This window comes from Nonomuraea lactucae, from assembly GCF_003313395.1.
Lineage (GTDB): Bacteria > Actinomycetota > Actinomycetes > Streptosporangiales > Streptosporangiaceae > Nonomuraea > Nonomuraea lactucae.
On the sequence record NZ_QNFZ01000061.1, the window covers coordinates 1 to 25754 of the forward strand.

At 67.1% G+C, this 25754-nt stretch carries 28 protein-coding genes and 4 pseudogenes; 11 read left to right on the forward strand and 21 right to left on the reverse strand.

Features of this window, described 5'->3' with window-relative positions:
- Positions 1-107 precede the first annotated feature (107 nt).
- Entirely contained in the window at positions 108-710 is a 603-nt protein-coding gene (locus DQW85_RS04795; RefSeq protein WP_162794734.1) for an IS630 family transposase, read from the reverse strand.
- Positions 711-1061: 351 nt separating this feature from the next.
- Between DQW85_RS04795 and DQW85_RS04800 the strand changes: the two genes are divergently transcribed.
- Both DQW85_RS04800 and DQW85_RS47540 read left to right on the forward strand, forming a co-directional pair.
- Positions 1062-1415, forward strand: coding sequence for a hypothetical protein (locus tag DQW85_RS04800; RefSeq protein ID WP_113699210.1), 354 nt, complete (start codon positions 1062-1064; stop codon positions 1413-1415).
- A 339-nt stretch (positions 1416-1754) separates the two neighbouring features.
- Complete coding sequence (locus DQW85_RS47540; protein ID WP_275888170.1) at positions 1755-1880, forward strand: hypothetical protein; 126 nt, start codon at positions 1755-1757, stop codon at positions 1878-1880.
- A 390-nt stretch (positions 1881-2270) separates the two neighbouring features.
- Here the strand turns inward: DQW85_RS47540 and DQW85_RS04805 are convergent, their stop codons facing one another.
- Positions 2271-2837: a TetR/AcrR family transcriptional regulator gene (locus DQW85_RS04805; RefSeq protein ID WP_113699211.1), complete on the reverse strand. Its 567-nt coding sequence runs from the start codon at positions 2835-2837 to the stop codon at positions 2271-2273.
- A 95-nt stretch (positions 2838-2932) separates the two neighbouring features.
- Between DQW85_RS04805 and DQW85_RS04810 the strand changes: the two genes are divergently transcribed.
- Positions 2933-3856, forward strand: coding sequence for an NmrA family NAD(P)-binding protein (locus DQW85_RS04810; RefSeq protein ID WP_113699212.1), 924 nt, complete (start codon positions 2933-2935; stop codon positions 3854-3856).
- Between the two features lie 78 nt (positions 3857-3934).
- On the opposite strand, the pseudogene DQW85_RS04815 reads toward DQW85_RS04810, so the two are convergent.
- The 3 genes and pseudogenes from DQW85_RS04815 to DQW85_RS04825 form a co-directional block, all read right to left on the reverse strand.
- Positions 3935-4850: pseudogene (locus tag DQW85_RS04815) on the reverse strand (IS982 family transposase).
- A gap of 82 nt (positions 4851-4932) precedes the next feature.
- Positions 4933-5391 (reverse strand): helix-turn-helix transcriptional regulator, encoded by a 459-nt coding sequence (locus tag DQW85_RS04820; protein ID WP_240196921.1) that lies wholly within the window; start codon positions 5389-5391, stop codon positions 4933-4935.
- A 551-nt stretch (positions 5392-5942) separates the two neighbouring features.
- Positions 5943-6662: an SDR family NAD(P)-dependent oxidoreductase gene (locus DQW85_RS04825; RefSeq protein WP_162794735.1), complete on the reverse strand. Its 720-nt coding sequence runs from the start codon at positions 6660-6662 to the stop codon at positions 5943-5945.
- Positions 6663-6752: 90 nt separating this feature from the next.
- Here DQW85_RS04825 and DQW85_RS04830 point away from each other — a divergent pair, with 90 nt between their 5' ends.
- The gene (locus DQW85_RS04830) at positions 6753-7367 is read left to right on the forward strand and encodes a TetR/AcrR family transcriptional regulator (protein WP_113699215.1); all 615 of its coding nucleotides are present in this window, start codon (positions 6753-6755) and stop codon (positions 7365-7367) included.
- Between the two features lie 413 nt (positions 7368-7780).
- Positions 7781-8673, forward strand: a pseudogene (locus DQW85_RS04835) (IS982 family transposase).
- 15 nt (positions 8674-8688) lie between these two features.
- Here DQW85_RS04835 and DQW85_RS46500 read toward each other — a convergent pair.
- Positions 8689-9001 (reverse strand): annotated as a pseudogene (locus tag DQW85_RS46500) (transposase); the annotation flags it as partial.
- Positions 9002-9100: 99 nt separating this feature from the next.
- On the opposite strand from DQW85_RS46500, the pseudogene DQW85_RS04845 reads away from it, so the two are divergent.
- A pseudogene (locus DQW85_RS04845) lies at positions 9101-9349 on the forward strand (transposase); the annotation flags it as partial.
- A 367-nt stretch (positions 9350-9716) separates the two neighbouring features.
- Here DQW85_RS04845 and DQW85_RS44155 read toward each other — a convergent pair.
- From DQW85_RS44155 to DQW85_RS04870, 4 genes are all read right to left on the reverse strand, one after another.
- On the reverse strand, positions 9717-10250 hold the full coding sequence (locus tag DQW85_RS44155; RefSeq protein WP_162794736.1) for a hypothetical protein: 534 nt from the start codon (positions 10248-10250) through the stop codon (positions 9717-9719).
- Entirely contained in the window at positions 10247-10570 is a 324-nt protein-coding gene (locus tag DQW85_RS04860; protein WP_113699218.1) for an IS3 family transposase, read from the reverse strand. Before DQW85_RS04860 ends, DQW85_RS44155 begins: the two co-directional genes overlap by 4 nt.
- Complete coding sequence (locus DQW85_RS04865; RefSeq protein WP_205314881.1) at positions 10567-10884, reverse strand: helix-turn-helix domain-containing protein; 318 nt, start codon at positions 10882-10884, stop codon at positions 10567-10569. The genes DQW85_RS04860 and DQW85_RS04865 overlap by 4 nt, the downstream gene beginning before the upstream one ends.
- A gap of 98 nt (positions 10885-10982) precedes the next feature.
- Positions 10983-11753, reverse strand: coding sequence for an SDR family oxidoreductase (locus tag DQW85_RS04870; RefSeq protein ID WP_113699220.1), 771 nt, complete (start codon positions 11751-11753; stop codon positions 10983-10985).
- A gap of 123 nt (positions 11754-11876) precedes the next feature.
- Here DQW85_RS04870 and DQW85_RS04875 point away from each other — a divergent pair, with 123 nt between their 5' ends.
- Positions 11877-12356, forward strand: coding sequence for a MaoC family dehydratase (locus DQW85_RS04875; RefSeq protein ID WP_113699221.1), 480 nt, complete (start codon positions 11877-11879; stop codon positions 12354-12356).
- Positions 12353-13351: an NADP-dependent oxidoreductase gene (locus DQW85_RS04880; RefSeq protein WP_113699222.1), complete on the forward strand. Its 999-nt coding sequence runs from the start codon at positions 12353-12355 to the stop codon at positions 13349-13351. Before DQW85_RS04875 ends, DQW85_RS04880 begins: the two co-directional genes overlap by 4 nt.
- Positions 13352-13433: 82 nt before the next feature.
- On the opposite strand, the gene DQW85_RS04885 is transcribed toward DQW85_RS04880, so the two are convergent.
- Complete coding sequence (locus DQW85_RS04885; protein WP_113699223.1) at positions 13434-13901, reverse strand: hypothetical protein; 468 nt, start codon at positions 13899-13901, stop codon at positions 13434-13436.
- 190 nt (positions 13902-14091) lie between these two features.
- Here DQW85_RS04885 and DQW85_RS04890 point away from each other — a divergent pair, with 190 nt between their 5' ends.
- Complete coding sequence (locus DQW85_RS04890; RefSeq protein WP_205314882.1) at positions 14092-14448, forward strand: hypothetical protein; 357 nt, start codon at positions 14092-14094, stop codon at positions 14446-14448.
- A 169-nt stretch (positions 14449-14617) separates the two neighbouring features.
- Here the strand turns inward: DQW85_RS04890 and DQW85_RS04895 are convergent, their stop codons facing one another.
- Positions 14618-14944, reverse strand: a complete 327-nt coding sequence (locus tag DQW85_RS04895; protein ID WP_240196922.1) for a helix-turn-helix transcriptional regulator — start codon at positions 14942-14944, stop codon at positions 14618-14620.
- 270 nt (positions 14945-15214) lie between these two features.
- Between DQW85_RS04895 and DQW85_RS04900 the strand changes: the two genes are divergently transcribed.
- Positions 15215-15583 (forward strand): STAS domain-containing protein, encoded by a 369-nt coding sequence (locus tag DQW85_RS04900; RefSeq protein ID WP_113699224.1) that lies wholly within the window; start codon positions 15215-15217, stop codon positions 15581-15583.
- Between the two features lie 248 nt (positions 15584-15831).
- On the opposite strand, the gene DQW85_RS48100 is transcribed toward DQW85_RS04900, so the two are convergent.
- From DQW85_RS48100 to DQW85_RS04945, 8 genes are all read right to left on the reverse strand, one after another.
- The gene (locus tag DQW85_RS48100; protein ID WP_113699225.1) at positions 15832-16128 is read right to left on the reverse strand and encodes a TetR/AcrR family transcriptional regulator; all 297 of its coding nucleotides are present in this window, start codon (positions 16126-16128) and stop codon (positions 15832-15834) included.
- 411 nt (positions 16129-16539) lie between these two features.
- Positions 16540-17718 (reverse strand): NAD(P)/FAD-dependent oxidoreductase, encoded by a 1179-nt coding sequence (locus tag DQW85_RS04915; RefSeq protein WP_205314883.1) that lies wholly within the window; start codon positions 17716-17718, stop codon positions 16540-16542.
- On the reverse strand, positions 17715-17906 hold the full coding sequence (locus DQW85_RS04920; protein WP_113699226.1) for a ferredoxin: 192 nt from the start codon (positions 17904-17906) through the stop codon (positions 17715-17717). Before DQW85_RS04920 ends, DQW85_RS04915 begins: the two co-directional genes overlap by 4 nt.
- Entirely contained in the window at positions 17903-19114 is a 1212-nt protein-coding gene (locus tag DQW85_RS04925; RefSeq protein ID WP_113699227.1) for a cytochrome P450, read from the reverse strand. Before DQW85_RS04925 ends, DQW85_RS04920 begins: the two co-directional genes overlap by 4 nt.
- 238 nt (positions 19115-19352) lie before the next feature.
- Positions 19353-20348, reverse strand: coding sequence for an alpha/beta hydrolase (locus DQW85_RS04930; RefSeq protein ID WP_205314884.1), 996 nt, complete (start codon positions 20346-20348; stop codon positions 19353-19355).
- Positions 20314-22317 (reverse strand): acetoacetate--CoA ligase, encoded by a 2004-nt coding sequence (locus DQW85_RS04935; protein ID WP_113699229.1) that lies wholly within the window; start codon positions 22315-22317, stop codon positions 20314-20316. The genes DQW85_RS04930 and DQW85_RS04935 overlap by 35 nt, the downstream gene beginning before the upstream one ends.
- A complete protein-coding gene (locus DQW85_RS04940; RefSeq protein WP_113699230.1) occupies positions 22314-23252 on the reverse strand; it encodes a VOC family protein in 939 nt (312 codons plus the stop codon). The genes DQW85_RS04935 and DQW85_RS04940 overlap by 4 nt, the downstream gene beginning before the upstream one ends.
- A gap of 22 nt (positions 23253-23274) precedes the next feature.
- The gene (locus DQW85_RS04945) at positions 23275-24129 is read right to left on the reverse strand and encodes a fumarylacetoacetate hydrolase family protein (protein ID WP_113699231.1); all 855 of its coding nucleotides are present in this window, start codon (positions 24127-24129) and stop codon (positions 23275-23277) included.
- A gap of 132 nt (positions 24130-24261) precedes the next feature.
- Here DQW85_RS04945 and DQW85_RS04950 point away from each other — a divergent pair, with 132 nt between their 5' ends.
- A complete protein-coding gene (locus tag DQW85_RS04950) occupies positions 24262-24942 on the forward strand; it encodes a GntR family transcriptional regulator (RefSeq protein ID WP_113699232.1) in 681 nt (226 codons plus the stop codon).
- Here DQW85_RS04950 and DQW85_RS04955 read toward each other — a convergent pair.
- Positions 24918-25718 carry an IclR family transcriptional regulator gene (locus DQW85_RS04955; protein ID WP_113699233.1) on the reverse strand — a complete coding sequence of 267 codons (801 nt, stop codon included), beginning with the start codon at positions 25716-25718 and terminating at the stop codon, positions 24918-24920. The genes DQW85_RS04950 and DQW85_RS04955 overlap by 25 nt on opposite strands.
- Between the last annotated feature and the right edge of the window lie 36 nt (positions 25719-25754).

A 25754-nucleotide genomic window follows, 5' to 3' on the forward strand; every position in this document is an offset into this window, starting at 1 on the left:
ACCAACCAGGCGTAAACCAGCCAAACGCTGCCGTCACTACCCCCGAACGCCTGTAACTCCTACCTTTCAACCTCAGATGCGTTTGAGCCGGTTCTTCACCACGGTGATCAGCTGGTCGACGGTGCGCATGGCGAGGTTGGCCAGGCTCTTTTCATGTGGGCCCACACGCCCTCGACCGGATTCAGTTCCGGGGCGTATGCGGGCAGGTAGAACACCGTCAGCCAAGTGCGAGCCTCGATCAGCCGTCGCATCTGGGCCGAGGTGTGGGTGTTCAGGTTGTCCCACACCACCACCAGCTGCCCGCCCAGCTGCTGATGGGCAGCGTCGAGCAACGCCGCGTAGTCGGCCTCGGACAACCCTCGACGTTCGCCCTTACGGCCGCGATGGCGGCGCGTCCGGTAGATCAACCTCGATCGCTGACCGGGACGGGTGGCGATCAGGCCGGCGAGCGACACGCGCCCGGTGCCCTTGACCGGCAGCGACACAATCGGCGTGTGACCCTTGCGGCCCCAGGTACGTCTCTTGGGAGACCTCAGGCTCTGGCCGGCCTCGTCCTCGAAGCACAGCCACGCCCCTTGCTTGCGCCGCCAACCTTTTATGATCGGCCACTGCTCGTCCTTCCAGGCGGCGATGGCCTGCTCATCGCGTTCTGCCGCACGCCGGGAGGGGGGCTGCCAGCTCCAGCCCAGCCGGTGCAGCAGGTAGCACACGCCACCCACCGTGTGACATAGGCGACGGAGGCGGGTCCGCGTCCGGCCTTGGTGCCCTTGGTGACCGTCAGATGCGGGTTGCTGGTGCGCTGGGTCTCGCGGTGAGCCACGCATCGTTGCACCGTGGTCCAGCTGACTGGATCCGGGGACACCGGGCGGGGTCGCTGTCCGAGGCGGATAGTGCGGCTCGCGGGATCGATCTCCTCCAGGCGCAGATGGCGGACCTCGCTGCTGGAAGCGCCGTGCAGTAGGGCAAGAATGCCCAGCAAAGCTTCGTGCGGGTGGACGGCCGGGTCGGTGGTCCACCGCTGGAAGAGGCGTCGCTGCTGGTCGAGGGTGAGGGTCTGGCCGATGAAGCCGTTGGGCGCCTTCGCTGACAGCCCGCTGGTGGGGGTCGACGAGGACCAGTTTGTGGCTTTTGGCGAAGCGGAAGAACTGCCGGGCGATCTGCAGTCGTCGAGGCCGGTTCTTGGGCTGGGCGGCCAGGAACGTCTCGGTGTCGTGCACGTCGACCAGTGCCCAGTCCTGCTTGCCGCGGGCGTGGATGTGCTGGGCCAGATCTCGCAGGGTGGACAGCTTGATGTCGAGCGTGACGTCGGCGCGGGGCAGCGTTCCAGCTCGGCGGGCGCGTTCTCGGGGGCGCAGCAGGAACGTGTTGAAGGCCTCCGCCGCGGGCCGCTGCGGCTCGGGGACGGCGTCGATTAGGCGGCGACGGCGGCCGGCGGCCAGCCGTTCCGCATGGTCGGTGGCCAGCGCCAGACCGCGTTCGACGAAGAAGACTTGCAGTCCTCGCGCCAGCGGTCCCATCGAGCGGCCGGGTAGGCGGGCCCGCTGGCTCCAGCAGGGCTTGGGAGTGGTTGGGGTGTTCGTCGCCCAGCAGCCGTCCCAGTTGGCCGATCAGGCCGCAGGCCCGGCCGGAGAATGTCGGTCAGCCGGGCGATGAGGTTCTCGCCGGCGTGACGGTCCGGACGGCGCAGATCCCACAGGAGGATCCGGTGCTCCCCGCCGCCGCCCTTCGTCTCCGGGCCCACCACGGTCGCCACCATGGACCCGAGTGGCCGCACCTCTCCGCCCACGGCGCGTGGCCGCGCTGACCTGCGCCTCGGGCTTCAGTCCTTCCACGCCCAGCAGCACCAGCCCGCCGACGATCACCCCGGCGAGCAGAGCTAGCGCGCTTTCCACATGGTAGGAATGCTCCCCATTCTGGAAGCCCGCGGCACGGCTTCGGTGTTGCCGGCGTTATCTAGGGTGCCGAGAAGGCGTCAGGCATGTGAGGCAAGTGGGCTCCCGAGGAACATGCCGGACAGGTTATCTGGGGTTGTAAGGCACGTTGGTCACCTGTGGAAACCCCTTCTCTTGATAACGATCTCCCTCAGGGTCCGGTCGTACGCGTCGTTCGTCAGCGTCGCCGCAGTCACGTTGGCCTCTGGCAGTCATCGGGTTCCATGCCGTGGGCCAGCGTAGGAGCCATCGGCCACTCGAGTTCGCCCGCCGACGCTTCGCCGCCTGACGGCTCGTATCAAGCAGGCAGGACGAGGGGCGGACTTTTCGACCAGCTTCTCAGCCCCGCGGGCTCAGGCCCGCCACGGCCAGCCGGAACAGCCGGTCCGCGCGGGCCGCCGGGTCAGGGTGGTGCTCCGTCGCGAGGACGACGCCGACGATCAGCGCGATCAGGTCGGCGACGGTAACGCCTTCCGCCACCGCCCCGTCCTGCACGGCGCGCTGCAGCAGGGGATTCCCCGCCTCTATCATCATCGCCGAGCAGGTGTTCTCGTGCACGGGGTCGGGCTCGGCCCCGTCGTAGGCCAGTGCTGCCGCCAGCCCCCGGGCCGCGACGCAGTAGGCGACGACGTCACTGAGCCATGCCAGGAGCGCGTCACGGCTGTCACCCTTGCCTGTTAGCTCGCGGGCGCGGGTGGCCAGGGCCTCGATGCGTTGATGGGAGACCGCCTCCAGCAGCGCCCGGCGGGTCGGGAAGTGGCGGCGTACGGTGGCCGAGCCGACCCCCGCGATGCGCGCGATCTGTTCGAGGGAGGCCCCGGCCCCGTACGCGGCGACCTCCTCCTCGGCCACGGCGAGGATGCGCGCGTAGTTGCGCCGGGCGTCCGCGCGCTGGCGGTCGGGCATGGGCGTCATCTCCAGGGTTGCTAAATGGCGGGACCCGCCATATCTTATCGCACAGAAAACGGCGGCCACCGCCGTTTATAGTCCTGAGGAGCACCATGTCTGCAGACTCCGCACCCGTCCTGGTCACCGGCGCCACCGGCAGGCAGGGCGGCGCCACCGCCCGAGCCCTGCTCGCCGCAGGCGTTCCCGTACGCGCTCTGGTTCGTTACCCCGACACCGAGCGAGCCAAGGCCGTCGAGGCGCTGGGCGCCGATCTGGTCACCGGTGATCTCCACGATCGCGATTCGGTGGTGCGGGCCGCCACGGGTGTCCGCGCCGTCTTCTCTGTTCAGATGCCCGCCCTGGCCGCCGACGGGTTCGATTTCGACGGAGAGGTGGCCCAGGCCGTCAACCTCATCGAGGGCGCGAAGGCTGCGGGAGTGCCGCAGTTCGTCCACACCTCCACCAGTGGCGCCGGTCAGCACACCGAGGCTCCCGGCTGGATCGCAGACCGCTGGGGCTCCTTGGATGCCAGCCTGGGAGCCAAGAGCACGATCCAGGACCGGGTCCGCGCGGCCGGCTTCTCCCGCTGGACGATCCTCAAGCCGGGCTTCTTCATGGAGAACTTCCTGCCGTCCATGGCTTTCCTGTTCCCGCGAGGCGTCGAAGGCGGCCTGGTGAGCGTCGTGAAGCCGGACACCCGGCTGTCCCTCGCCGCGGTGGACGACATCGGCAGGGCAGCCGCCGCAGCCATCGCCGAGCCGGAGCGCTTCCACGGGGTCGAGCTGGAACTGGCGAGTGACTACCTGTCCATGACGGAGATCGCCGATATTCTCTCCCGCGCGCTGGGCACGCCCCTGTCCGCGCCGGACATGACCGAGGAGCAGGCACTCGCCGCCGGAATGCCGCCGATGGGCGCCTCACACGAGTGGATGAACATAGCCGGCCAGCCGGCCCGCCCGCAGTACGCCAGGGACCTCGGCCTTGCGCTCACCAGCTTCGAGGAATGGGCTCGGCAGCACCTGCGGCCCACGGCTTGACCAGCGGCGGCGGCTGGCTGCTCGGCGTCATCCCTGCCCCGGCCATCGTCTAGATGATTGATTCCAAGGGGTTTGGGATCAGTGATCGTAGGCGGTGAGTGATCGGGCGGTGGGCTGGCCGGTCTTGTCGTTGTGCCAGATGACGGTGGTCAGGGCCAGGACGCGGACGATCACGCGGATGAGGACGCCGGCGAAGGTGCGTCCGCCGTGGCGTTCGAGGTCGAGCTGGGCCTTGAGGGCCTGGTTGATCGACTCGATGGTCTGGCGCAGGGGTTTGAACAGGTGTGCGCCGGCTCGCGGGGGCTCGCCCTTGCGGGCCTTGCGCAGCAGGCGGATGCCTTCGCCTGCCAGGGGCCTGCTCGAAGTCGCGGCCGTAGTACTGCATGTCGGCGATCAGGTGCTGGCCGCGATGGCACTCCAGCAGGTCGGGGTCGGCTTCGAGCATGCCGAGCAGGGTGGTGCGTTCGTCGGCTTTGGCGCCGGTCAGGGCGAAGGCGACGGGCAGGCCGCCCAGGGTGCACAGCAGGTGCAGGCGCAGGCCCCAGAAGAAGCGCGAGTGGGAGGCGCAGTAGCCGTATTCGGCCCAGCCGGCCAGCTCCGAGCGCTGAGCGGTCTGCCGGGAGCGGCCGCATTCGACCGGGGTGGAGTCGGCCACCCACACGTCGTCGCTCCACAGGCTGGTGTCCCGGCCGAGGATGCGGATCAGGTGCAGCACCAGGCCGGTGGCGGCGCGCAGGCGTTTGTTGTAGCCGGACTGGCCGGGCAGGTAGGGGAACAGGCCGCTCAGGTGGGCGCGGGCGTAGCGCAGCCAGCGCCGCTCGGAGGTGAAGCCGAGCAGCGCCGACAGCACCGCCAGTGTGACCAGTTCGGCGTCGCTGAGCCGGGGCTGCAGGCCGGTGCGGGGCCGTTCGGGTGCCAGATCCGGGGAAGCGATCAGCTGATCGTCGATCTTCACGTACAGTGCTGTCGCGAGGGTGTTCAGTTCTGTCGTCACAAACGGATCTTGAACGCCCTCGCTTCATGTCCGCAGCCGAACAGCCGATCTGCATCCCTTGGAATCAACCATCTAGCTGATCTCACCCGTCAAGATGGCCCGCCACGCCTGACTCCTGCGCACCTGCTTGCCTTACGTGCCTGACACGCCTGAAAGCAGCTGACCAGCCATTTCGCTCGTCAACCCAAGATAACCATCGGAACCTGCCCGGCGCCGTGCCGAACTCGCGGCGGAAAGCGTTGGTGAAGGCGTACTCGGAGGTGTAGCCCACCTGGCGGGCGATCGAGGCGAGCGGCGCATCGGTGTCCTGCAGGAGCCGCGCTCCCGTGTTCAGGCGCCACCAGGTGAGGTAGGCCAGCGGAGGCTGGCCCACCAACGACGTGAACCTCCGGGTGAAGGCGGTCCTGGACATCCCGATCGTGTCCCCGAGGTCCTGCACCGTCCACCGGCGGGTGGGCTCGTGGTGGATGTGGTGCAGGGCGGTCGCGATGACCGGATCGGTGAGCGCAGCGTACCCCGCACCAGATCGCCCGGTTCCCAAGAGGAGGCGACGCACCGTCCAGCCGTTGAATGTCCTGCGTGCGCGGCTGGATGCCGCCTGGCGCACGCGGCCCACCTCGCCGGATCACTGAACCGCCCTCGGGAGGATCTTGCCGGACCTGCTTCGGGACACCCAACTCGCTGCCAGCATGTACGAGGGGGCCGACCGGCGCCGAGCGAACGCCCTGCTGGCCGAGGCTACGACTTGAGCCAGATGTTCATCGCCTACCAGTCGGCGCAGGACCTGCTGTGGCGTGTCGCCGACCGGTCGCTCCTAGACGAGTAAGTCCGAAGTACCCCTGAGTCGCTGGGCATGACGAAGGGTGTCGATGATCGGGTGATCTGCATCACTTACTGTCATACCTTGGGCGCCATTTCCCCCGAGGGATGTCGATGGCCGAACGAAGCTCTGTTCGGGGGCCGATCGTGACGCTGGCGGCCCGCACGCCGACGCGCCGCCTGACCGAGTCGTCCCTCGACACCCTCCGCGCCGCCTGACTGATTTCTTCCGTGAGTAACTCCGGCCCAGCGGCCCTGGCCGGTTCTCGGCGGTCAGAGTTTTGCGACCATGCGCCCGAGGGTGTGTGGCGCGATCCGAAGCATCGTCGGCATCAGTTTGGTCTGGCCTGGAAGAGCCATCGGCCGGCGCTGCCGGAGTGCTTTGAGCGTGACCGCTGCGACCTCGGCAGGTGGCAGTTTCGGGCCCGTGGCGTCGGCGTTCATGGGTGTGTCCGTGGTCGGTGGGAGGACCTCGAGCACGTGGGTGCCCTGCGGTGCGAGTTGGCGGCGCAGTCCGTCGGCGAAGCCGTGCAGGCCGGCCTTGACGGCGCCGTAGGTCGGGGCGCGGGTGGGGGAGACCAGGGCAAAGCCCGATGTCACGAACACGATCGCGTCCAGCGACGGCCAGCGCCGCAACGCCTCGCCGGTCAGGTGGATGGGTGCCGTGAGATTCAGGCCGATCTCCTGTTCGAGTGCCACGGTGGCATGAGCGTCCCCGGTAAAGTCCCGTTCGACGAACGTGCCGGCGTTGTTGATTAGCACGTCAAGCCGGCCAAACCGTTCACTAACCGCATCCAGCATGGCGGCTCTCGCCTCCCGGATGGTCACGTCGGACTGGACGGCCAGCGCCTGCGGATGGGCCTGACTGAAGCGGTCGAGGGCCGTCCGCGAGCGGCCGCACACGGCCACGAAGGCTCCCTCCTCGAGAAATGCTTCCGCGAGGCTCAGGCCGATGCCCGAGGTTCCCCCGGTAATGAGAACGACTTTTCCCACGGTTCTACCTCCATACTTCGGTATCAGTCGGTACCGAATGCCACCGTAGCACTTCCGGACCGGTCGGTACCGAATGGGTATGCTGGAGCCGTGAAGAGCGAGCGGACGGCGCCGATCGGCAGGCCGCGAGGGTTCGATGCCGACGAGGCCCTGCAACGGGCGATGCTGGTGTTCTGGGCCCAGGGCTATGAGGGCGCGAGCCTCGACGATCTGACCGCTGCGATGGGAATCACGCGCACGAGCATGTACCGCGCATTCGGCAACAAGGAAAATCTGTTCCGCAAGGCGCTGAAGCGTTACACCGAGGGCCCGGCATCCTACTTCGCCAAGGCCCTGGAGCAGCCGACCGCCAAGGACGTGGCCACCGCATTCCTCGGCGGTACAGTCCGGTCCACCACGCGGCCCGACTGCCCCGCCGGATGCCTTGGCGTGCAGGGCTCCCTGGCGGCCGGCGAGTCCGGTCGCCACGCTCGCGACACCCTCACTGCCTGGCGCGAGGAAGGCACCGCCCACCTGCAGGACCGATTCCAGCGGGCGGTCGACGAGGGCGACCTGCCAACCGGTGCGGATCCCGGTTCGCTCGCCCGATACCTGATGACTGTGGCCAACGGGATCGCCGTTCAGGCCGCGGGCGGTACCGCCCATGACGATCTCCAACTAGTAGCTGACATGGCTCTGCATACGTGGCCTCCTGTCGGCTCCTGACCGCGGCAAAATGAGGGATGTATACGGTTACGTGACGTTATCCCGATTTGCCCAGAATGGGGCGGGTCGTAGCGGCCGACAGCCATCGGTGTCGACGGAGCGGGTGCCGTGGAAATGACCTCGGCGTCCGGCGCGATGATGCGTATGGCTTCCCGTCGAGCGCCTCGTCGAGGTCGTCGCCGTCGGGTAACTCGGAGCAGTCCACATCGGGCGGAAGGTTCTCGATGCACTGACCCGGTTGAACCCGGCGACCCCGAGCGCCACGAAGAACCCGGCCTATTCGTGTTCCAGACCCGAAAACCGCCCGTCGCGTTGACGGGCGGTTCGGATACCGCCTACTTGTGGTCCCTAGACGAGTAAGTCCGAACTCCTTCGGGGCTGCGGGCATGAGGAAAGGTGTTGAAGATCGGTTTGTGACGACTGACCTCAACACCCTTCTGACCGCACTGTACGTGAAGATCGATGACTGGCTCGGCCGGCCGCCCCGCACGGGTCGGCCACCGAAGCTCTCCGACGCCGAGTTGCTCACCCTGGCCGTGGCGCAGGTCCTGCTCGGCGTGCGATCCAAGGCCCGTTGGCTACGGTTCGTGCCCGCCACCTGCCCGGCGCGTTCCCGTACCTGCCCGGACAGTCCGGCTACAACAAGCGCCTACGGGCCGCGCTGCCGGTCCTCAAACGCGCCATCCGCGTGCTGGCCCGCGACACCGACCTGTGGCACGACACCACCTGGATCGTGGACTCCACGCCCGTGGAATGCGCCCGGTCGCGGCCCACCGTCAAACGCTCAGAGCTGGCCGGCTGGGCCGCCTACGGCTACTGCGCCTCACACTCACGCTACTTCTGGGGCCTGCGCCTGCATCTGATCTGTACCCCCGCCGGGCTCCCGGTCGCCTGGGCCCTGGCCAACCCCAAGCTCGACGAACGGCAGATCCTCACCGCGATCCTCGACCACGACCCCCACCTGCTCACCGAACGCCCCGGCCTACTGATCATCGGCGACAAGGGCTACGTCTCCCACCACCTCGACACCTACCTCGCCGAGCGAGGCGTGCGGCTGCTGCGCCCCTCCTACCGCAACCGCACGCCCCGACCCGACGAAGCACTCCTCAAACCCGTGCGGCAGCTCATCGAGTCCGTCAACGACACGCTCAAAGGCCAACTCGACCTCGAACTCCACGGCGGCCGCACCATCGAAGGTGTCGGCGCCCGCATCGCCCAACGACTGCTCGCCCTCACCGCCGCCATCTGGCGCAACCGCGCCACCGGCCAGCCAATCGCCCGGTCACTGATCGCCTACGACCACTGAACCAGATCGGACTTACTCGTCCAGGTCCAAGCCGAAGGCGTACTTCCAGTCGATTCTGCCCCGCACCGCATCCGCGGCCTGCCGGTCCGACAGCCCCTCCGCGAACTGCAGCACGCTGACCAGCGCCAACCGACCCGGCGACAACGCCGGCCGGCCACGACGCTGGCCGGCCACGACGCGAGAACATGCCGACGAACTGCTCGTCCTCGAACAACGGCCCCAATACGTCCCGTAACCGGATGCACAGGGAGCCTTTGGGAAACGCCGCTCTGCATACGAGCGCGGTCTCCTCGGGGATCTCATGGTCCTGAACCGGACGCAGGGACACCATCAACTCCTTGACACCAGTCCCCGATCCGACAAGGCGACCATGATCTCAGCCAGTCCGCGTCCCAGGTATGCGATCTCGCGGATTGGCCAACAGTGTCAGATCTGGTCCAATAACCCGCAGGAGCGGCTGAACAAGGAGATCCGCCGCCGCACCGACGTGGTCGGCATCTTCCCCGACCGGACCGCGATCATCTGGCTGGTCGGGGCCGTGCTGGCCGAGCAGACCGACGAATGGGTCGAAGCCCGCCGCTACATGGGCCTGGACATCCTCGCCAAAGCCCGCATCCGGATGATCTCCGGCGACACACCAGCCCAGCACCCACTCCCACAGACACTTACCGCTTAACCTGCAGAAACAGGATCACGCGAAGATCGATTCATACCCCACGTCCATGGACGTGACCGTGTCGCGTCCTCGCCTCATCGAAGTGCTCACCGATCTGAACCTGCTCCACGACGACTCCGCTCCGGCGATCAGATCCTGGATCGACCGCGTCACAAACCAACGCGCACCCGGCTTTATCGCCCCCGTCCGGCAATGGCTGCTGGTCCTGCTCAACGGCGACACCAGGTCACGGCCCCGGTCCGCATCCAGCATCTATGTCTACTTCGGATGCATCCGGCCATTCCTCGACGACTGGGTGACGAGCTACGACCACCTGCGAGAGGTCACCCGCTTCGACATCAGAACAGCGCTTGGGCCGCTCAGTGGCTCACAACGCGCCACCGCGACCAGCGCCCTGTGGTCGCTCTTCGGATTCGCCAAGAAGCGCGGCCTGATCTTCTCCAACCCGAAGACCGGGTTGAAGGGCCGCCCGGCCGACTTCGCCCTGCTCCCAATGGCCAATGAGGAGATTCGGGCCATCGAGCAACAGGCCGATGACCTCGCCGGACGAGTCATCATCGCCCTGGCCGCCGAGAACGCCGCCCGCACCGGCGCCATCCGCCACCTGACGCTCGACGACCTCGACCTGGCTAACCGGCGAATCACCCTCGCCGGCCGCCGGCAGCGACTCGGCGACCTCAGCCATCGGGTACTCCGCCGCTGGCTCCGCCACCGTCGCGTCAGGTGGCCGCACACCAACAACCCACACGTCCTCTTCAGCGACAAGACCGCCCACGGCACCGGTTCGATCAGCCAACAATTCGTGACGGTGCGGATGAACCACATCGGATGCAGCGTCGACCGGATACGCAAGGACCGCATCCTCCACGAAGCTCTCGCCGGAGGGGCGGACCCGCTTCACCTGTCGCTGGTCTTCGGGATCTCCCACAGCACCGCCGCCAGAAGGCCACCACGGCGCATGATCCGCTCCACGGTCGAGGCGGACACCTGGTGGCCGTCAAACCGGCATAATGCCCAGATCTTGCGGTGTCCCCAGGCAGGGTGGGCCTCAGCATGCTTGATCACGAACGGTTCCACCGCTTCGGCGACCGGGGACGGCCACGGACCGCGGACCGGCGGCTCGCTACGGGCTCGTGGCTGCCAGCGTCGGCAGGTCCGCTCGGGGATGCCGGTCAGGCGACAGAACCTCGAGGTCGGCATCCCCGCCTCGGTGCGGATCACCTCGAGGTCTTGGAAGGGGCCAGGCGGTGCTCGGCCGACTTCTTCCACACCCGCAGCTCGACATGCGCCTGGCCAAGCGCGGTCTTCAGCTCCTCGATCTCCGCTTCGAGCTGGGCCTCGCGGCTGGGGGTGCGGGAGTTCTTCGCCACCAGGCCGGCGCGGCCGTTCTCGATGAACTGCCGCCTCCAGGTGCCGATCGACTGTTCCGAGGCTCTGGCGCGGCGAGCGGCCTGGGCCACCGTCATCTCGCCGGTCAGGATGCTCAGCACAATTCGGACCTTCTCATCGACGGGGATCGCAGGGGGTTGGGGCATCACGATCTCCTTAGGTCAGAGGACAAGCATGAACCTCTGCCAGAAATCATGACGCGGAACACATCGCCCACACGCACCAGCGCTGACCCGGTCGCGGGTCACCGGGCGTGCGTCGCACCGCCGTCCACAACCAACGTGGAGCCCACCACGTAGTCGCCCGCGCGGGACGCCAAGTAGATCGCGGCCGCGGCCATGTCCTCGTGGGTGCCGATACGCCCCGACGGGATCACGCCCATGAGCTCGTCCGCATGGTCGCGCGCGACCCTGTTCATGTTCGAGGCGAACGCGCCCGGAGCGATCGCGGAGACAACGATCCCGTCCCCGATCAGCCGCAGCGCCATCCTGCGGGTCAGCTGGATGAGTCCGGCCTTGCTGGCGTGGTAGCTGTAGGTCTCATCCGGGTTGATCGAGATCCCGTCGATCGAGGCGATATTGATGACCTTGGCCAGATGATCGCCGGTTGCGGCCACGAGCTCTGCCTTAAGTGCCTGCGTGAGGAAGAACGGCGTCTTGACGTTGAGGTCCATCACCTTGTCCCAGCCGGACTCGGGGAACTCGCCGAACGGCGCACCCCAGGCCGCCCCGGCGTTGTTGACGAGGATGCCCAGGGTCGACTCATGCTCGCGGTAGGCAGCCACCAGCTCCTGGATGCCTGCCGCGGTCGAGACGTCCGCCGGCAGCGAGACGCAGTGACCGAGCTCCGAGAGCTCCTTGGCGGTGGCGTCGCAGGCCTCCGCCTTGCGAGCGGAGATGTAGACCCGCACGCCGCTACGGACATAGCCCTCAGCAATCATCCGACCTATGCCGCGAGAGCCGCCGGTGATCAGCGCCGTGCGGCCATCGAGGGAGAAAAGAGTGGGAATGTCCATGGTTCTCGCTTTCTGTGCGGAGGACGACGAGCCGGTCCACCGGTCGCGCAAGTCTAGTATTGAACCTGAACTCAAATACGTCTAGGGTCGAGCGGAGAGTCCCGACCCAGCAAAAGGACGTCCATGGCTGACCGCGAAGTCCCTCGCCCCACCACCGTCGACCACCTCGTCGGCCGCGAGCTCGGCCCCACGGAGTGGCCCACGTCCACCCAGCAGGAGATCGACACCTTCGCCGACGTCACGGGCGACCACCAGTGGATCCACGTCGACCCTGAGCACGCGGCAGCAGGCCCCTTCGGCACGACCATCGGCCACGGCCTCTTCACGCTCTCACTCGGTCCCACCTTCATGGAGGAGCTGATGGCGTTCGACGGCTTCGCGCACAGTCTGGACTATGGCTACGACAGGGTCCGCTTCCAGCACCCGCGGCCGGTGGGCAGCAAGAACCGGATGCGGGCGACCATCACGGACGTGACCCACACCGGGGACGGCTCCGCGCAGATCACGACGACCCAGTACTTCGAGGCCGAAGGCATCGAGAAGCCGATCTGCGTCGCCGAGTCGATCGGACGGTTCACCGAGCACGAGGTCGTCTCGGCATGAGCGCGCGCACGACCCAGCTTCGCCTGGCCCGACGGCCGCAGGGGTTCCCCGACGAGCACACGTGGGAAGTCACCGAGACCGAGGTCCCTTCGCCTGCGCAGGGTCAGTTCGTCGTCGCGGTGGACCACATCTCGCTGGAACCCGCGATGCGGGGATGGATCAGGGACGTCCGCTCCTACTGGCCGCCGGTGGGCATCGGCGAGGTGATGCGCGCCCACGCCACCGGGACGGTGACGGAGTCACGACACTCCGGCTACGCGGTCGGTGACGCCGTCAGCGGTCACTTCGGCGTCGCCGAGCACGCCCTGAGCGATGGCAATGGTGTCGTTCGCATCGACACCGGGCTGGCTGGGCCGCCGACGTGGCTCGGCGCGCTGGGATTGCCCGGGATGACCGCGTGGTTCGGCCTGTTCGACGTCGGCCGAATCCAGCACGGCGAGACCGTGGTGGTCTCCGGAGCCGCGGGGGCGGTCGGCAGCGTGGTGGGTCAGCTGGCCAAGGCGCGCGGCTGCCGGGTGGTCGGCATCGCCGGCGGCCCGAAGAAGTGCGCATGGCTGAAGGAGATCGGCTTCGACGAGGCGATCGACTACAAGGCCCACGACCCGCTCAAGCAGCTGCAGGAGGCGGTGCCCGAGGGCATCGACGTCTTCTTCGACAACGTCGGCGGGGGCATTCTCGACGCGGGCTTGGCCAACCTGCGCCGGGGCGCACGCGTCGTAATCTGCGGTGCTGTCGCCAACTACAACGCCGAGAAGCCCGAGGGCCCGCGGCGCCTGATGTCTCTGATTGTGTGCCGCGCCTCGATGACGGGCTTCCTGGTCCTCGACTACGAGGACCGCTACCCGGAGGCGATCGAAGGGATCAGCGAGATGATCCATAGCGGCCGGCTGCAGGCGCGCGAGACCGTCGTCTCCGGCGGCGTGCAGGCCTTCCCCGAGGCGCTGCTCGGCCTCTTCCGCGGGATCAACACCGGCAAGCTTGTGCTCGAGGTCTGACGCGCCGCCGCATCAGAAGGTGGCCAGGGCCCCTACTTTCCCAGCGGACCGGACAGTCACCATCGCGAGCGGCACGATCGCGTCACGCAGAGCGGCGCCGAGTCGGGCGAAGCTCTCTGACGCGTCCTGCCGCTTCAGGCCCCGGTCGATTCCCACGCCACCCCCCTTCACCACGGGCGCACCGCCCCTTCCCGCAGGGGGCCGCGCCCCCTCGGAATGAAGAGGCATGGGCAGCCTGGATGATCTTCTGGTGGCGGGGCTGCTCGCTGCAGTCGCGCACGCTGAGGTGGCAGCCCGAGAGCGCGAGCGAGGTCAGCACCGGGTCCAGCTTGGCGTCGGCGAGTCCCTGCTCCTGGAGCGCGGCGATGCCCCTGGCGTTGCGGTGGGCGAAAATTTGACTGCGTCGGCGGCGGACCTCGCGGAACTTGGGATCCACGGCGGCTACCTGCTCAAGGATCATCATCAACATGGCGTTGCGCTTGTAGGCCTCGAAGTAGGCCCGGTTGCTCGCGCGGATGATCGCCTCGGGGGAGCTCTCCTGGACGCTCAACCGCCCCGCGCCCGGGGGTGGAGCATGCATGTCGTCCTCAGCCGTGGTTACGTAGGTGATTCGTGACAGCGTTTGACGGTCAGTCGCGACGGCGATCGTTTTGAGCTGGAATCGATGTCGGTGAGAAGTAGCAGCGCTCTTGGGCTTGCGGTGAGACGATGGGTGTGCTCCGCAGGATGAGGGGGCGCTGGTGCAACCGAAATCCAAGGTCGAGTTGTACGCGGCGATCCGCCGCGATTCCCGCGCGGGCCTGTCGAGTCGGGCCTTGCAGCGCAAGTACGGTGTGGGTTTCCGTACCATCGAGAAGGCCCTGGCCTCGGTCTGGCCTGAGCCACGTAAGCCGCTGCCGCCCCGCCGTTCCCGGCTGGATGCGTTCAAACCGCTGATCGACCAGATGCTGCGCGCCGACCTGGACCCCCCGGCCAAGCAGCGCCACACCGCCAAGCGCGTCTTCGACCGGCTGCTGGAAGAGCACGGCGCTGACGAGGTGTCCTACGGGATGGTGCGCGACTACGTCCTGAGCTTCACGCCTTTCCCGCGCCTGTGAGGCAGGGGCCTGGGCGCCCGGGAACCGCACGTGCTGGTGCCCAGACGCCCCGTGCCCCCTGCGCAGGCCAGCTCCCACTCCAGCAGCTGACCCCGTATCTCTATCTCTATCAGTAATTGCATGGACACCATGCGTTTACCGGGAAGCTGATGAACCCGCACGCCAAGGGTCAGCCGCGCGTCAGACCAGACCCAGAGGCCCGAGCCTGCACGCTCGGTCCATGACGGCCTGCGGCTGGAGGCTGACGAGCCGGCGTCTCAAAGGTGGCGAACAGGTCAACCAGCGCGCGCACGGGTGCATGGGCTTCGGTGTGGTGACGGAAGTGCTGATCAAGGTTGAGGTGATAGCGGTTGCGGCGCCCCACCCGGTCTCTGGTCAGATAGCCAGCCTGCTGCAGGTCGGCCACGATGTTCTGCACGGCGCGCTCGGTGATGCCGATGCTCTGGGCCACATCGCGCAGCCGGACCTCGGGATCGCGTGCGATCTCCAGCAGCACCCGCGCGTGGTGGGTCAAGAACGTCCAGGTCGAACGGTCTGGTGAGCGACTCATCGGCAACATCATGCTCTCGGCCTCGTCGTGACGGACGGCTCCTGCCCGGCGCAGCGGGCAAGTGACTCTCACCCTCGCATAACGCACCCACTTTCACGAAACCCGCTTCGCCCGTTAAAGTGAAGAAATCGGACTCCTGCCCATATCGGAGGCTGCTATGCCCAGCGTCTCGGCCAGCAGGAGGCCCACCCCACGAATCACCGGAGGCTCGTCGCGATGACCAGGCTCACGGTGACCATTGATCGCCGCGCAGACAGCACCATCATCGGTGTCTGCGGCGAAGTCGACGCCACCAGCCGCGCCCAGCTGACAGCGGCCCTGGAAGAAGGCCGTCGCCTGGGCGTGCCCATCATCATGGACCTCAGCGCCATGACCTTCCTGGACAGCAGCGGCCTGAACCTGCTGCTGCGCGCCCACAACCAAGCAGCAACCAAAGGCCGCCAATTCCACCTGGCGGCCCTTCACCCCCGGCCACACCGGCTCCTGGAGATCGTCGGCCTCCTGCCGCTCCTGCAGCCCCACGCCACCGTTGAGCAAGCGCTCAGGGCAGCCGCGCCCGAGTCAGAGACTCCGATTGAGTCCTAGAGAACATCCACCAGCCGGGCCACGTCTCGCCTTCATCCTCGATAGCCGCTCATCGCCTGGCCAGAGGAGCAGGTCAAGATGGAGCGCCAGGAGGCGAAGCCGAGGACGAACGATCTTGACCTAGGACGAAGGCCTGCGATCATTCACGCGCCGAGGATGAGGCGACCGCAGTCGTGATCAGGCACCCAGGGCAACAACCGCCGTGAACCCTGTTGGCGCTCCTGGCTTGACGAGAGTGCTGCTACTTCTCATCGACATTCTTGGCCCACTCCGGCTCCAGGCGCTGTCGAAACTGACCAACAAACGCTGCTACCACTCACCGCCGAAATCAGGGCCGCCTCGATGACGGCCTGGAGGATCTCCTCCTTGCTGGCGAAGTAGGTGTAGGAGCTGCCCGTGGAGCACTTGGCCTCGGCGGCGATATCGATGAGGCGGGCGTCTAGGTAACCGTCGCGCTCGAAGACCCGACGGCCGGCGGCGACCAGGGCAGCCCGCGTGCGCTGTCCACGCGCGCAGCTGGGCAGCGTGAGGAACCTCGGTGCCACGGGGCTCCTGCTCGCTTGAGGTGCTCATCGCAGGCCCATGTCATGGTTGAGCGGGATCGGCCGGTGCAGCCCGATCGCCTTCGATGGTGAGCGCTACCACTGCGGCCGGGTGGGCGCCAATACGCAGCGGCGCAGTTTGGCAATTCAGGTGGGAACCAGCGGCTGCCGGCCTGGTCGGGCCGGATGACAGCGCATGTGCCGCGGCACTACTGCGCCTCGTCGCTGTACGCCGCTGGGATGGGCATCAGGGCCCGCAGGAACTGCTCGGCCATGAGTGGCTGGCCATCACTCCATCTACGTCCGCACCGAGCACACCGAACAGGCCTGGAACCAGGCCCAACCAGCGGCTCAAGGACCGATTCGCTTCGTCGGCGAGAATCGCGCGGCACATCGGTTGTGCAGCGGTAGGCCTTATCGCACGATGACGATGTTATCTACGTCAACAGAACGAGAGTGGTGCGCAGGGACCAGGCGCTTGAGCTGGGCTGCGCGAATCGCGTGGTTCAGCGCAACGACGCGATAGGCGGTCCCTGACGTACGCCATTCGAGTAGTGCAGGCGGGCGATCGAGCGATCCCTCGCTGATCGTCGGCGTACCGTTGGAGCCGGGCGGCCCAACCATCTTCACATCGAGACCGAACTGCTCGGTCCAGTAGTAGTGCGATGGTCGGTACGGCGCTGCGTTCTCAGCTCGAAGCAGCGCTTGTGCCGCCGCGCGGGCCTGTTCGACGGCGTTGGTCCAGCTAGGTGTTCGTCTGCTCAACCCGTCTGGACCGGCCTGGACTGCTACGTCGCCTGCCGCGACGATATTCGGGCGCGCGCGGCAGTACGCGTCGACGTGAACTCCCCCGTTAAGGGAGAGTCCACTGCCGAGCAGCCACTCGATATTCGGAAGGTCACCCACGGCCGAAACGACGATGTCCGCTTCGAGGACCTCGTCGTCCGCGATTCTCGCACCGCTTGGGCGCTTCTCGCCGACAAGTTCGACGTCGCCCGCGGCGACACGAATCCGCACTCCTGCCTTGCGGGCCGCATCGCGGATCCTTGCGGCCAAGAGTGGTCCAAGCAGGCGTTCGAGTGGTGGTTCTCGATCGACGACAGTCACGTCCTTACCGAGCTGACGGCACGTCGAGGCAGTCTCCATCCCGAGGAATCCGCCTCCGACGACGAGCACCGACGACGCCGTAGCGAGATCCGCGCGGAGGGACCTGGAATGCTCGATGTCCCGCAGGACCCTCTCGCCTCCGCGCCGATGACCCACGGTGCGGGCGCGGGCACCCGTGGCGATGACGAGGCCGTCGAACGGGATCGAGCCTGCACTCGTGTGGACGACTCGCCGGTGCACATCGAGTCCCTCGGCCCGCACGTGAAGTCGCAGGTCCACGTCGTCCGACATCGCGGGAAGAGTCAAGTCGTCCTCCGACTCGAGCCCGGCGAGCACGCTTTTCGACAACGGCACGCGCGTGTACGGCGGAACCTTCTCGTCGCTGAGAACCGTGATCGATCCGTCGAACCCCTCCAGGCGCAAGGTCTCGACCGCAGTCAGCGCTGCGATCGAGCCGCCAACGACGACGATGCGCTTCAGCTTCACCGGATCACCTTCAGCGCGGCAACGGGACACACCCGCGCTCCGGCTTCGGCGAGCCGTTCGAGCTCCGGCGGCACTTCCTCGTGGACGACGGTGACGACCGCGTCGTCATCGAGTTCGTACACCTTGGGCGCGACCTCCTCGCAGAGACCGTGCCCTTCACACCTCGCTGTGTCTGCGCTGACCCTCATGAACGGACGCCTTCCGCCGTTGCCCGCGTCGTGACCGCAATAGGCAGTTCCTGCAGGCCGCGGATCACCGGGTTGTAGTGGCGGACCGGGGACCCCGCGAGCTCGAAGGTCGTGACACGCTCTGTGAGCGCCAGAACGATCGCCCGCGCCTCCAGACGCGCGAGCCCTTGGCCGGCACACCCGTGCACTCCGTTGCCGAAGGCTAGGTGGTCGAGTGACCCTCGGTGCAGGTCAAACCGGTCGGGATCAACGAAATGACGCTCGTCGCGGTTGGCGGCTCCGAAGTGGAGGCACACCCGGCTACCAGCAGGAACTGTCGTTCCGTCGATCTCGACGTCGCACGTCGTCTCACGAAAGAATCCTTGGACCGGTGATTCGAGACGGAGAGCCTCCTCGAAGGCTGCTCCGGCGAGTTTCGGGTCGTTCCGGACCTCCTCCCAGACGTCCGGACGCTCGGCGAAGACCCTCAGCATCGATGCGATGCCGTTCACCGTGGTGTCCATTCCGGCGACCAGAAACGCGCGCATGAGCGGGAAGGCTTTCTCTGCCGGAAGTCGGCCCTCATCGACCGCGTCCAGCACAGCGGCGCCCCAACTGCCCGGCCGGAGCCGGTCACGAGTCCCCACCTCCGCAATCCAATCCAGGAACGCGACGAGGTACGGCAAGCGCTCCTGAAGTTCCGGCGTGAGCGGTCCAAAGGAGGCAAAGGCTGCATCGGCTCCGGGAATCAGCTTTTCTCGACCCTCGTCAGGAACTCCGATCAGGTCGGCGACCACCTGAACCGGGAGCCGCTGGGCCAGCTGGGTCACCGCATCGAAGGTGCCGAGCGGAATGAGGGCGTCTACCAGTTCGGCTGCCTGCCGATCAATGTCACCGCGCAGCTTGTTGATGGCGCGGGGTGAGACCTGTTCTCGCAACACTGCACGGAGCGAATCGTGCTCGGGTCCATCCGAGGCGAGGACCCCGCCGATCTGACTCGCGTTGATCTCGGGAACCAACGCGACCCCGCGCGCCGAGGTAAAGATCTGCCAGTCGCGATCGGCTCTCCGCACGTCCTCGTAGCGCGTCAGGACATAGAAGTCGTGCTGCCGCATGTACACGGCGCCGCCGAGGTCGCGAAGCTCCCGCAGGACTGGGTAGGGATCCTCGAGAAGGGCGCGGCTGAACAGGTCAACGTCTGAGGCGACTTGGTGCCTGAATCGAGTCATGGCGTCCTTCCTGTCGAGTCGCGCGCCAGTAGGCGTCCGACGCGATCCACACTGTGATGGGTGTGATGACATCGACGCATTTTCGCGATGTCAATGGATTTTCGAAATACCCGGCCGACGGCCCGCCCGAGCGAGCGAGCGGGCGGGCGGGCGGCAGTAGTGCGAGGACGACGCCAATGGCATCCAGGTGGCAGGAATCCGCACGGAGATGCACCCCGACGGACGGCCTCTCGACGTTTCAGTTCAGCGTTGCCGCCCACTCCACGACAACCTTCGTGAACAGCTCCGGATCGAACTGGTGCATCATGTGGAGCGCCGTCGGGTGGTCCTGGTAGTCGCACCGCTGGCCGGCGGACTCGATCAGCTGCTTGGCCCTCATCGCCTGAGCGTCCGAGAGCGCCCCGGGGCCCAGGACACCGGTCTCCGGATCCTCGTGGCGAAGGTGATGAGTGATCAGCACGGGGGTCTTCACCTGCTTCAGCATGATGTCGTGGGGGCAGTTCAGAGCCACGGTGCCCTCGTAGAAGGAGCGCGCCCACTCCGGGTCGTACTCCTTCATGGTCTGCGGCGGCTGCGACGGGTCAGGGAACAACATCTTCGAGGTGATCGCGGACCCTGAGCTGTCGATCGCCTTCACGAGGCCATCCCAGGCGCCGACCGACCACTGGTCGCCGAGGTACCGGCTCCACATTGCGAACATGACGCCAACTTCATGTTGTCGGATGCCATGGCCGAACGCGGGAGTCAACTCGGAGGAGAACAAGGGGGCGTCCTCGCAGATCGCACCGCGGATCTGACCCGGCATGGAGTACGCGGACAGCCAGGCCGCCATCACGCCACCCGAGGAGCAGCCGGAAACGATGACCGGACGTCCGATGACTAGCGAGATGAACCTGACGAGGTCGCTGCCGAAATTGTCGAGGCTGTACCGCCGCGGCGTCCAGGTACTGCGACCCTGACCCCTCATATCGACGGCGAAGACGTGGAAGCTTTCAGCGAGCATCCCGATCGACGGCTCGTAGCTCCACCACGATCCCGTCTGCTCCGGAAGGAGAAGCAGGGCCGGGTTCTCCGGAGAGCCTGCCTCCGCATAGTTCATGGTGATCTCACCGAGGTCGACCTGCTTCTCGGGGAAGGCGTGCGGGACGAACACGTTCCTGTCCGCCGGGTTTCCTGCCATCTCTCGCTCCTTCTGTCTATTACTGATCTTTGGGGGCGTGGGCGTCTTCGGCATCCCACTGCCCGGCGAGCGTGATGTAGTAGGCGATGAGCTCGGGGCGGTCGATCGCTCCCTCACTCAGCACCTCCTCGGCGCGCGCGCCTTGCAGGATCCGCTTGATCGGGACCTCGAGCTTCTTTCCGGTCTTGGTGTGCGGGATCGCGGCCACGACGTGGAACTCGTCCGGCACGTGCCGTGGCGAACCTTCGGTGCGCAGCTTCTGCCGGAGGGACCCGATCGCCTCGTCGTCCAGGACCTGCCCCGCGTGCGGCACCAGGAACATGGGCATCCGGTACGTTCCGTTGGTGCGCTCGACACCGATCACCATGGCCTCGGCCACGCCGCCGGGCCCCTCGACGATCTGGTACAGGTCAGCGGAACCGATCCGCACGCCGTTGCGGTTGAGGGTCGAGTCGGAGCGGCCATGCACGACGAACGACCCGCTGCTGGTGTGGGTGACCCAGTCGCCGTGACGCCAGACCCCCGGGAACGTGTCGAAGTACGCGGATCGGTACTTAGATCCGTCCGGATCGTTCCAGAACCTGACAGGCATGCTCGGCATCGGAAGCGTGACAACCAGCTCGCCCACCTCATCGCGGATCGGCTCCCCGTTGCTGTCGAAGGCCGCAACGGCCGTGCCCAGCACCGGGCCTGAGATCTCACCGGGGACGACCGGGAGCGGAGGCGCACCGCTGACGAACGCGCCGACGACGTCCGTGCCACCGCTGCTCGAGATCAGGGGGATGGACGGCGAGACCGTGTCGGCCACCCACTCGTACACCGAGGCCGGCGCTGGCGCGCCGCTGACCATGACCTGCTTGAGGTGCGGGAACCTGTGGTGCTCGTTGGGCCTCAATCCTTGCGACGCGCACCCCAGGATGTGGCCGGGGCTGGTGCCGAAGACGGTGACGCGCTCGTCGGCGACGATCTGCCACAGTCGATCGGCCGTCGGGAAGAACGGGCTGCCTTCGTAGGTGACCGCCGTGACCCCGGACAGCAAACTGGAGACGACGCTGTTCCACAGCATCCAGTTCGTCGTGGTGTACCAGAAGAACGTGTCTCCAGGGCCCATGTCCACCTGCAGCGCCGACGCCGCGAGGTTCATCGCGACCACGCCGGCGTGACTGTGCACGATCCCCTTTGGGAGGCCGGTGGTGCCGGACGAGAACAAGACCCACAGCGGATGCTCGGCCGGCACCTGCGCGGTGGTGAGCTGCTCCGCGGAGTCTGCGGAGCAGACGTCGTTCCAGCGTTCATGGCGCACCGAGCCGTAAGCGGCAGGCTCGGCATCGAGTCCGGCGCGCGGCACCGTCACCACCGCGCGCACACCGAGACGTTCGACGAGCGCAGCGACCTCCTCGCGCCGGTCGCGCAGCTTCCCGTCGAAGCAGTACGCCGTGGCGGCCACCAGCACCGTCGGCTCGAGCTGCTGCAGGCGATCGGCGGCTGCCGAGACTCCGTAGTCGGGAGCGCACCCCGCCCACGTCGCGCCGAGTGAGGCCGTAGCAAGGAAGGCGATGACGGATTCCTGGGCGTTTGGGAGGTATCCGACGACTCGGTCCCCCGGCTCGATGCCCATGGAGCGCAGTGCCGAGGTGAAGCTGGCGACGGCCGCACGCAGCTGGGGCCAACTCAACTCGCTGCGGCTCCCGTCTTCGGCGATCGAGACCACCGCTGCACCGGGTCGATCGTCGAACCGCATCACCTGATCGACGTAGTTGAGCCGAGCTCCCTGGAACCACTTGGCTCCCGGCATGGTGCGGCGATCGAGGACCGATCGGTACGGCGCCGATGTGACGACGCCGAACTGTTGCCAGACCTCGGCCCAGAACTGCTCCGGCTCGCTGATCGACCACTCGTGCAACTGCCAGTAGTCGTTCAGGACGACGCCGTGCCGCTCTGCCGCTTTGGCGGCGAACCGTGCCAGCCGTCCCGCGCCGAGAGGGGCGGCGGCGAGCCCGGCGGTCTGCAGTGCATCACTCATGACGTGTGTGCCCCGGCCATCAACTCGGCGAGGTCGTCGGGGGCGAGGAAGGATGGCGGTGGCGGCGGACCCCACTCGTACATCGCTCGAACGCCCTCCCACACCTCCGGCTTCCACAACGCGTCGTCGACGATGCAGTCGATGTCGGAGCTGTACTCGGAGAAGTTGCCGGCAGGATCCTTGAGGTACCAGAAGAAGTTCGAGCCGACGGTGTGCCGACCAAGACCCCACACGTGGCGCGACGGGTCCGCGGCGAGCATGTTGTGGGCCCCGCGGCCGATCTCATCTATGTCGTCGACGATCCACGAGGTGTGGTGGAGGAACGACACCGGCGCCCGCTGGATGAGGACGTTGTGATGGTCGCTCGAGCAGCGGATGAAGGCTGCAACGTCGGATACGAGGTCGCTCACCTTGAAGCCGAGGCCCTCGATGAAGAAGCGCTCCGTTGATTCGTAGTCGGTCGAGCCCAGCACGACGTGGCCGAGCTTGCGCGGCTTGACCGGACCCTCGCGCGTGACGCCGTCGGCCCGCTCGTTGATGCGGACGGGCCGGCCGGGCGCGTTGTAGCTTTGCTCCCGGGCGGGCTGAGGCTCGATGCGAGGAGCGATCGAGACGTTGACCTTCACGCCGGTGCCGAGATCGACGGCCGTGATGCCGGCATCGGACCGCTCGTAGGTGAGGTCAAGTCGCTGCAGGCTGCTGGCGACGCGGTCGAGGTCGTCGGGGTCGTCGACACCGACTCCCAGTTCGATGAGCCGTCGCAGGTCCGCGTGCTTGAGGGTGAGCTGCTCACCACCGTCCTGGGTGCTGAAGCGTGCGATCTGGTCGACGCCCTCCGACGCGGCGGGCGTCAGCCCGAACTCTGTGTAGTACGCCGCCGTCGTGGCGACGTCGGGGACACCCATGGTGATCCTGGTCAGTCGGTGCAGTCCCATTGCAGTCCCTTTTCTCGCCCCGTCACTGCGCCTTGACGCACACGTGGCGCATCGTGCCGATGCCCTCGATAGAGGTCTCGACGACGTCGCCTTCCTTGAGGAACCACGGTGGCTTGCGGGCACCGCCGACACCCGACGGCGTACCTGTGAAGATCACATCGCCCGGGGAGAGCTCCAGCACCGACGACAGGTGCGAGATCAACGTCGAGACCGGGAAGATCAACTGCTTGGTCGAGCTGGACTGCACGGTCTCGCCGTTGACTGTGCAGGAGATGTGGAGCCGGTCGGGGTCCGGCACCTCGTCGGGAGTGACCAGCCACGGACCCTGTGGGGAGAAGCCGACGAACGACTTGCCGAGCGAGAACTGCGGCACAGGTCCTGCCAGCTGGAAGGTGCGCTCGGAGAAGTCCTGCCCGACGGTGAGCCCGGCGACGTGCGACCAGGCGTCCTCGACAGCGACGTTGCGCGTGGGCTTGCCGATCACGACGACCAACTCGGCCTCCCAATCGACCGTCTCCCCCGCCAGAGCGAGGTCGCCCGCCGGTCCGGCGAAGCTGCCGAGGAACTTGGTGAACACGGCTGGCTGCTTGGGGTAGGTGAAGCCTGACTCGTCGGCGTGATCGCGGTAGTTCAACCCGATCGCGAACACCTGCCGGGGGTCGGACGAAGGCGCCTCGAGCTCGCTGAGCTCGTACCGGTCGCCCGCGGCGAAGTCGATAGTGGCGGCGCCGTACCAGCGAACCAGCGCGTCCCAGGCGTCGAAGACCTGTCGTGGGTCGGGTCCGAACTCCCCCTCGCTGGCCTTCGCGAGGTCGACCACCGTGGCGGAGTCGGGCGACACCAGAACCGTTCGCCCTGCCCTCGTCGCGATTCGCATCGTGTGGCTCACCTTTCGTCTGTGGTTTGGCTCACAAAACCACCACGTATTCGAGAAGTCAAGAGTATTTCGAAATTTTGGCGGTGGCGGCTGTCTGCCCGAGATATCGACAATTGGACTACACTTCGGCCCATGGCTCGATCCATCGCGGCCACCACGCGGGCGAGCGTGGTGCTTCAACGACTGCGCTCGGATGTCCTCAACGGCCGCTTGGCACCGGGGTCGAAGCTCGGCTTCGCCGAGCTCGGCGCACGTTACGACGTCAGCAGCGGAGTACTGCGCGAAGTGCTGCCTCAACTCGTCGAGCAAGGCCTGGCCACCTCCGAGGCACAGCTCGGGTTCCGCGTCGTCGACGTCACGGTCGACAACCTCACCCAGCTCACCGATGCACGCGTCGCCATCGAGACCTTCGTGATCCGCGAGGCAGTCGCACACGGCGACATCACGTGGGAGTCGGAGGTCGTCGCCAAGCACCATGCGCTCGAACGAATCGGCCGCACCGTCGCCGGACCCGAGATCAGCGAGGACTGGCTCGCCGCGCACGAGGCGTTCCACCTCGCCATCCTCGCCGGCTGCGGAAACGGCTACCTCTACGAAGCGGCTGCGCGCCTTCGATCCATCTCGGAGGTCTACCGCTGCTGGTCAACGCCCGAGAGCCACCGCAAGCAGCGCAACATCGAGGCCGAGCACCGCGCGATCATGGAAGCCACCGTCCGCCGCGACGCCGACCTCGCTGTCAGCCTGAGCGAGCGGCACATCCGCCTGACCACCGAACTGCTGATCGCGGGTCAGCAGACGCCCTCGTCCGCCTGACGGGGGTGAGGCGCCCGCATGGCGCGGGCGATGGCGAGGCTCGCGGTGCGGATCGCCACCCGGTTTGCGACCTGGGCGCCGTGCGGACCGGGCGATACGAGCGAGATCGCACCAAGCGCCTGGCCTCGATGACTCAGGATCGGCGCCGCCACGGTTGAGATGATGTGCGGGCCGGTCGACAACGGATTCGGGTCGGTGAGCGCACACACACCCTCGGTTCTCGTCATCGCAAGGAGCCTCCGGAGCCGGGCGGGGTCCACGGAACGCTCCAACCACACTTGACGCACTGACTCGGGGGCGTACGCCAGCAGTGCCAAGCCGATGCCGGTTTCGCCGAGAGGGATCCGCCCGCCGACCCGGTACTTGACTGCCATCGCGTCCGCTGCCGACAGCCGCTCGACCAACACACCCTCGTCGCCCTCGCGCACCGCCAGCAGGATGTGCTGGCGCGTGACGTGATGCAGGTCCTCCATCACCGGCAGCGCCGCAGCGCGCAGTCCGTGCCCGCGTGGCGCGAGTGACGCGATCTCCAGGAGCTGCAGGCCGACGACGAACTCGCCGTCCTCGCGACGTTCGAGCGCCCCGAGGCGCACGAGCTGGTTCGCGATCCGCAGCGCGGTGCTCTTCGGCAGGCCGGAACGGGCGGCCAACGTCTGCAGCGACAGACTCTCGCCGTTGTCGACGAAGGCTCGAAGGAGCCGGAAGGCCCGATCGAGGATCGGCTCCCCGACCGGCGGACGGCCGGACGGTCGCCTTGGGCGTTCCGTGCCACTCATTGAAATGCCCCATGTGCGTGGACCCTCACACGCCGG